This is a genomic window from Aestuariivita sp. (assembly GCF_021404545.1).
Lineage (GTDB): Bacteria > Pseudomonadota > Alphaproteobacteria > Rhodobacterales > Rhodobacteraceae > Aestuariivita.
Genome location: NZ_JAAWWD010000073.1, coordinates 22,433 through 29,482, shown reverse-complemented (window position 1 = coordinate 29,482; position 7,050 = coordinate 22,433). Strand labels below are relative to the sequence as shown.

Below are 7,050 nucleotides of genomic sequence, written 5' to 3'. Positions count from 1 at the left end.
GCCCCGGTCCCCCCGCCGGCGCGCCCTCGTCCAACCTGGCGGCCCTGGGGCTTGCCCGGCCGGAGCGGCTGCGCCGCATTCTATTCTATTTGTGCGCGGCCGCACGGGCCTTGGGACGCTGTCCCAAACCCTGGGAATATTTAAGGCCAGAAGAAGCCAGGAGCCGCGTCCTTTTCATTCTTCTCTTTCAAAATACCGGCGGGGGAGGCCCGTAGGGCCGGGGGCAGCGCCCCCAGAAAGACCAACAGTCAGCTCAGGTGGCTTGGTGCATCAGGATCGCGGTGCGATTGCTTTTTTGGACGTGAAGACAGATCCAGGTGCGCGAAGGCTGTGGATCGATGGGCGGCGCGCTATCCTTTGGGATCAGCCGGTGCCGATGTCGACACGGGCGATGGAGACCGACTTGATGATCGCGAAGGCGCTGTCCCCGGGGGTCAGGACCAGGGTCTGGGCCGAGCGGCGGGTGATACGGGCCAATAAGCGGTCGGTCCCGCAGGTCATTTGCACAACCATGCCGGGGCCGCTGCCTTCGCGCAGGGCGAGGATGCGCACCGGAAGGATGTTGAGTGCGGAAAGGCCAAAGGGGGCGGCTTTGGACAGGATCACATCCTGGGCCAGGATCCTGACCCGGGTGGCACTGCCTGGCGCGACCTGCATGCTTGGCAGAAAGAGCCGCCCGCCGGAGGTTTGCAGCTCGGTCAGGCCATCGTCGTGATGGGTCAGCACCCGGGCGGGCAGCACCGCGCCCGCCGCCCGGACCCCGATCTGGCGGACCATGTCCGGATCCGAAAGTACGGCCTCTGCCGGACCGGCGCGTGCGACGCGCCCTTCTTCGAGAACGACAAGGGTGGTGGCCAGACGGGCCACTTCGGGCACGGAATGGCTGACATAGAGGACGGGCAGGTTGAGACAGTCGCGCAACCGTTCCAGATAGGGCAGGATCTCGGCCTTGCGGGCCGTGTCCAGCGCGGCCAGCGGTTCATCCATCAGAAGCATCCGGGGGCGCGACAGCAGCGCCCGCCCGATAGCGACACGTTGTTTTTCGCCACCCGAGAGCGCATGCGGCGCGCGGTCCATCAGATGTGCGATACCCAGGAGGTCTGCGACCTCGTCCCGGTCGGGTCCTGGGGCGTCTGACGGAGCGAGATTGCGCCCGAAATCCAGGTTGCGCGCCACACTCAGATGCGGAAACAGCCGTCCGTCCTGAAACACATAGCCCAATCGGCGTTTGTGGACAGGCAGAAACCGGCGCGCCGCACTGTCATGGAGCGTGTCCCCATCCAACGTGATCCGCGCCATGTCGGGCCGCAACAGCCCTGCCACGGCATTCACGACGGTGGTTTTTCCCGAGCCCGAGCGCCCGAAAAGGACCGTGATGCCCGCCGGGGCCTTGAACGCGACCTCTACACAGAAGGCGCCCAAGGTGTGGCGCATCTCGACTGCGAGCGTCACAGCACCCCCTCACGGCCTGTCGTGCGACGTTGCGTGCGCCGGGCCAGCCATTCGGAGGCAAAAAGCGCGCCCATCGCCAACAAGATGGAAACAACGACCAGCCGCAGCGCCCCGCTTTCACCGCCGGGGACCTGGAGAAACGCATAGATCGCAGACGGGATCGTCTGGGTCTGTCCCGGTATGTTGGAGACAAAGGTGATCGTTGCGCCGAACTCACCCATGGCCTTGGCAAAGGCCAGCACCGCCCCGGCGATCAGCCCTGGGCCGATCAGCGGCAATGTGACCGTGAAAAAGACGCGAGGGCGAGAGGCGCCCAAGGTCGCGGCGGCCTCTTCGAGCTTGGGGTCGACCGCCTCGATCGCCAGTCGGATTGCGCGCACCATCAGGGGAAATGCCATGATCGCCGCGGCAAGGGCCGCGCCGGTCCAGCGAAACGCCAGCACCAGTCCGAACGTGTCCTCCAGCCAGCCGCCGATGGGGCCGCGCCGACCGAAGGTCAAAAGCAGCAGATAACCGGTGACCACCGGCGGCAGAATCAGCGGCAGATGCACCACTATGTTCAGCAGTTGCTTGCCGCGAAACTCCCATCTGGCCAGCGCATAGGCCACAAGAATACCAAATGGCAGGCTAAGGGCCGTTGCCCACAAGGAAACCTGTATCGACAGTGCCACCGCCTGCCATTCCGACGGGCCCAACCAGGCGTTCATTCCGCGATCCCGGTGAGAAAGCCGTATCGGGCGAAAAGCGTCTGCCCTTGCGCCCCGCGCAAAAACCGCAAGAACGCCAACGCGTCCGGGTGGGTCCGCTCGGCCGTCAGGGCCGCCGGATAGCGGATCGGTGGGTGGCTGGAGGCCGGAAAGGTGGCAAGAACCGTGACGGTGCTGTCGATATGGGCATCTGTGGCATAGACCACGCCCATCCGCGCCTCGCCCAGGCTCACCAACCGCAGGGCCGCGCGGACGTTGCCCGTCTGGGCGACAAACGGGACGATGCCGGACCAAAGGCCGAGGTTTTGGAGCGCCGTCTTGCCGTAGATGCCCGCCGGTACCGCATCGACCAGCGCCATGGCGAGCCTGTCGTCAGGTGCCAGACGCGCAGACAGCGCGCCGGGATCTTGCAGATCAACCGGATCGCCGTCCAACCCCACCAGCACCAGACGATTGCCCGCCAGAACGGTGCGGCTCTCGGGGAGGATCAGACCGTCGCCTTGGAGAGCCTCCATCCAGAGGACATTGGCTGAAATGAAGATATCCGCTGGGGCGCCCTGCTGGATCTGCCGGGCCAGCGCGGAACTGCCGCCAAAGGACACCACGACATCGTGATCCGTTTCGGTTTCGAAGGCCGCGACCGCCTCGTCCAGGACATTCTTGAGGCTGGCGGCGGCAAAGACCACAATATCGCGTGGCTGGGCCCAGCCCAGTGAAGGCCAAAGCCCCAATATCAGGGTGAGCGACAGTCCAAAACGTCTCATGTCCATACGACAGGACCGGTGCTGCCGGCCCCGAACAGGGACGGGGGCCAGCGCCGGGTCCCCATGACCTCAGGGGGCGATGAACTGGACACCGGCCATCCGTTCGATGGTGAGAACATCCTCATCGTAGATATCGGTCATCTCCTCGACCAGCGCTTCGGTCCAGCCGGGAATGTCGAGCTCGTCCTCCAACTCGTCCTCCAGCGCGAATTTGTCGAGGAACGCCGCAATGACGCGACGCTTCTGCATCTCGGTCAGTTCGGGCTGCGCGCTGAGATAGGCGCGAAAGCGTTGCATGCCTTCCTGGGTCATGATGGTCTTGAGCAGATCGAAAGCCCCGGTGATCTTTTGCTCAGGTTCCAGCCCGGCGAGATCGCGAATGATCTGTGCCCAGGTCAGCGGCGTGTCCTCGCTGCACCAGACGGTAACCGGCACGTCCGGGGCGGCCTGGCGGACAGACTGGATCATGGTCGACCACCGCAGCTCACGCGGGTCTCGCCCGCCGAGGATCTCGTCCATCGTCCGCTCCGGCGATTTCTCATGCACCTGCGGCAGAAAGGTCGCCGGGTTGCGCAATGCGATGAACATCTCGATCTCATCTCCGGCAAACAGACGTTGCAGATTGGCCAACCGTTCAGGCGCGGCAGGGTAGAGCACGCCGTCGCGCACCGCCGCATTGGCCACGCCAAAGAAATGCGCATTCGACAGGATCACCCGCTCGGCGGTCTCATCATCCAGAATAGCGTCGAGGAGCACCTCCCGGGCATCCGGATCCGGCGAGGTCCGGCGCATCGCGTTCAGCGTCGAACGGAGCAACTGACGATACCGTCCCGGCCCCGGGACCGAGATGCCGCGTTGAGCAAAGGCGTCTTTGTTGCGCAAAAGGCATTTCATCAGCCGATCTTCATCGGTGAAATGCGCGCCGGTATGAAAAATGATCTGCATATCTGAGGTCTGGACCTGCTCGGTTCGATTGATCTTGTGCGTACCCTCATGGCGGGGGGGCAGTCAAATGGTTGTGGAACACGAGCGCGGGACCCAGTGGCGGGTATTGGCGGTCGTGCGCGGGGCATTGCCGGAAGGACCGATGCTGAACGCAGGCTGCATGGACGATGCGCGGGTCTGCGCGGCGCTGGCGGCGTGGCCGCGGGGACGGGGGCCCGCGCCATGAAACAGGAGGCTTCACCACCAGTCTGGGTCGTTGGGCCGAAACGGCGGGCGGCGGTGTCCGCGAGGCCGCATTTTCGGTTTGCATCCCGCGCCAAAAGCTTGCTATAGCGCTCGGGCCTTGATGAGGCGGATGCGTCCGCGGATGCATCCCAGAATGTGCCGCCTTAGCTCAGTTGGTTAGAGCGCTGGATTGTGGATCCAGAGGTCCCCTGTTCAAGCCAGGGAGGCGGTACCATACTCACTCCTGTCCGCATTGCGATGTTAAGGAGCCCCGCCTTGTCGTCCATGGGTCTGTGCCAGTCATGCGCAAGGAATGCCACCTAGGGAATGATCTCTGCCGGACGAACCGGGCCGGTCAGTCGATCTGCACGGTCTGGGTCAGGGTGCCGGTAAGCCGGTCATAGATCAGGATGCGGTTGTCTGTGGTCACGACCGCGTACCAGGTGGTGCCTTGGGTAAAGGCCTGCGGGCTGGTGCCATCGGGCAGGGTGATGTCATCGGGCAGAGCCGGGGCGGTCTGCGAGAAGCGGATGACAAGCAGCGATGTGATGACTAGAAGTCCGCCAATCATCACCAACGTCAGGACCGTCACCAGGCGGCGCAGAAAGCGCAGGTTTGGCGGTTCTGGCAGATTGTCCGAGGGGCTTTGCATGGGCGTATTCCGCGTCAGTTTCACGATCGCGGCCGATCCACCGCCGCGCCTTGATAAGGCCTTGGCGCGCGATGTGCCAGCAGAGGCTGCGTTGTCCCGCACCCGGCTCGCCCGACTGATCGCCGAAGGGGCGGTCGCCGTCAATGGCACCGTGGTGGACACTCCCAAGGCGCGCGTTGCGGCAGGCGATCTGGTGGAGATTGCCCTTGCCGAAATCCATGAGAGCCATATCGGGCCCGAGGCGATCCGCCTCGACGTGGTCTTTGAGGATGACCATCTGATCGTGGTGAACAAACCGGCGGGCCTGGTGGTTCACCCCGCGCCGGGCAGCCCCTCGGGGACGCTGGTCAATGCGCTTTTGGCGCATTGCGGTGAGAGCCTTTCGGGCGTGGGCGGTGTCAAGCGGCCGGGCATCGTTCACCGGATCGACAAGGAGACGAGCGGTCTTTTGGTCGTGGCCAAATCCGATGCCGCCCATCACGGGCTGGCGGCCCAGTTCGAGGCGCATAGCGCCGAGCGGTACTATCGGGCTGTGGTTTACGGTGTGCCCGATGCCAGCGACCCACGCCTGCGCGGGATCAAGGGGGTCAGCTTTGAGCCGGGCAACATCCTGAAACTGACCACCCAGCTTGCCCGCCACAAGACGGATCGTCAGCGCCAGGCGGTCCTCTTTGCCGGCGGGCGCCATGCAGTGACGCGGGCGCGGGTGGTGGAGCGGTTCGGCACGCCCGCGACACTCGCCCTGGTCGAATGCTGGCTGGAGACCGGGCGCACCCATCAGATCCGGGTGCATCTGGCCCATGCCGGTCACGGGCTGGTGGGCGATCCAACCTATGGCGGGCGGCGCAAACTGCCGCTCAGGGCGCTGCCTGGGGCCGCAATCGAGGCCGTGCAGACATTTCCGCGTCAGGCGTTGCACGCGGCGGTTTTGGGCTTTGACCACCCCGTGACCGGTGTCGCGATGCGATTTGAGGCCGACCTGCCCGGCGATATGCGCGATCTGCTCACCGCATTGCGCAAACCGGTGCAATGAACAGCACATGCGCGTGAGCGCACGGACATTTCCCTTTAAAAATGAACCGATCAGTTCAATATCTGTAAAAGGCAGCGCAGATATCCCTTGAAATGGGGGCGCTAACACCACATATGCTATGTTAAGTCCTTAAACATTGGGAGGGACACGCAAATGGCAAACTATGCAAATCTGCCGGCACCATCGCCGGAAGGCGGGTTGAACCGCTATCTTCAGGAGATCCGCAAGTTCCCCTTGCTGGAGCCGGAACAGGAATACATGCTGGCCAAGCGCTGGGTCGAGGAGCAAGATACCGAGGCCGCGCATCAGATGGTCACATCGCATCTGCGGCTGGCCGCGAAAATCGCGATGGGTTATCGCGGCTATGGATTGCCGCAGGCCGAAGTGATTTCAGAGGCCAATGTCGGCCTGATGCAGGCGGTCAAACGGTTTGACCCCGAGCGCGGATTTCGTCTGGCGACCTATGCGATGTGGTGGATCCGCGCCTCGATCCAGGAATATATCTTGCGGTCCTGGTCGCTGGTCAAGCTGGGCACGACCTCGGCGCAGAAGAAGCTGTTTTTCAATCTGCGTAAGGCCAAGGCCAAGATCGGCGCGTTGGAAGAGGGCGATCTGCGCCCCGAGAATGTCAAGCGGATCGCGACGGATCTTGGAGTGACCGAGAAGGAAGTGATCTCGATGAACCGCCGCCTGTCGGGCGGGGATGCGTCGCTGAACGCCACTGTGGGCTCCGAAGGTGAAGGGAGCATGCAATGGCAGGACTGGCTGGAGGATGAGGACGCCGATCAGGCCGCCGATTATGAGGCGCGCGATGAGCTGGATGCCCGCCGTGAGCTGTTGGTTGCGGCCTATGATGTTCTCAACGATCGCGAGAAGGACATTCTGACAAAACGCCGTCTGGCCGATCAGCCGCTGACGCTTGAGGAGCTTTCGGGTGAATATGATGTCAGCCGGGAACGGATCCGCCAGATCGAGGTGCGCGCGTTTGAGAAGCTGCAAAAGCGGATGCGCGAACTGGCCAAGGAGAAAGGCATGTTGACCTCCGCGTGATCCCTCGCACGCAATTGACATGCATAAGGCGGTCCCGGCTGGTTTTCCGGGGCCGTTTTTGTTTGGGAATGTATCATCCGGGGCGGATCCCGGCGGAACGGCTGTCGAGAGCATCGTCCGGTAGATCTGCAACGCCTGCTTCTAAGCGATGAGACCGGCCCCCAAGCCTGGGCGGGGGCTGGTCGGGGGGCCGACCTGGTAAGACAGCAGAGCGGAGCACAT

General features: G+C 63.6%; 7 protein-coding genes and 1 tRNA gene. 3 read left to right on the top strand and 5 right to left on the bottom strand.

The annotated features are described in order from the left end of the window. Positions 1 to 363: 363 nt before the first annotated feature. The 4 genes from modC to HEP69_RS22940 all read right to left on the bottom strand — a co-directional run bounded on the left by modC (position 364) and on the right by HEP69_RS22940 (position 3,868). On the bottom strand, positions 364 to 1,452 hold the full coding sequence (gene modC / locus HEP69_RS22955) for a molybdenum ABC transporter ATP-binding protein (protein WP_290560848.1): 1,089 nt from the start codon (positions 1,450 to 1,452) through the stop codon (positions 364 to 366). After that, complete coding sequence (modB, locus tag HEP69_RS22950; RefSeq protein ID WP_290560847.1) at positions 1,449 to 2,159, bottom strand: molybdate ABC transporter permease subunit; 711 nt, start codon at positions 2,157 to 2,159, stop codon at positions 1,449 to 1,451. The genes modC and modB overlap by 4 nt, the downstream gene beginning before the upstream one ends. Next, positions 2,156 to 2,923 (bottom strand): molybdate ABC transporter substrate-binding protein, encoded by a 768-nt coding sequence (modA, locus tag HEP69_RS22945; RefSeq protein WP_290560846.1) that lies wholly within the window; start codon positions 2,921 to 2,923, stop codon positions 2,156 to 2,158. Before modA ends, modB begins: the two co-directional genes overlap by 4 nt. A gap of 69 nt (positions 2,924 to 2,992) precedes the next feature. Next, entirely contained in the window at positions 2,993 to 3,868 is an 876-nt protein-coding gene (locus tag HEP69_RS22940; RefSeq protein ID WP_290560845.1) for a hypothetical protein, read from the bottom strand. Between the two features lie 383 nt (positions 3,869 to 4,251). On the opposite strand from HEP69_RS22940, the gene HEP69_RS22935 reads away from it, so the two are divergent. Beyond that, positions 4,252 to 4,328 (top strand) — tRNA-His (locus tag HEP69_RS22935). A 120-nt stretch (positions 4,329 to 4,448) separates the two neighbouring features. Here the strand turns inward: HEP69_RS22935 and HEP69_RS22930 are convergent. Then, positions 4,449 to 4,745 carry a DUF6476 family protein gene (locus tag HEP69_RS22930; RefSeq protein WP_290560844.1) on the bottom strand — a complete coding sequence of 99 codons (297 nt, stop codon included), beginning with the start codon at positions 4,743 to 4,745 and terminating at the stop codon, positions 4,449 to 4,451. On the opposite strand from HEP69_RS22930, the gene HEP69_RS22925 reads away from it, so the two are divergent. Together HEP69_RS22925 and rpoH are read left to right on the top strand one after the other, a co-directional pair. Then, positions 4,744 to 5,778 carry an RluA family pseudouridine synthase gene (locus HEP69_RS22925; protein ID WP_290560843.1) on the top strand — a complete coding sequence of 345 codons (1,035 nt, stop codon included), beginning with the start codon at positions 4,744 to 4,746 and terminating at the stop codon, positions 5,776 to 5,778. The genes HEP69_RS22930 and HEP69_RS22925 overlap by 2 nt on opposite strands. Before the next feature lie 153 nt (positions 5,779 to 5,931). Beyond that, the gene (gene rpoH / locus HEP69_RS22920; RefSeq protein ID WP_290560842.1) at positions 5,932 to 6,828 is read left to right on the top strand and encodes an RNA polymerase sigma factor RpoH; all 897 of its coding nucleotides are present in this window, start codon (positions 5,932 to 5,934) and stop codon (positions 6,826 to 6,828) included. Positions 6,829 to 7,050: the final 222 nt, after the last annotated feature.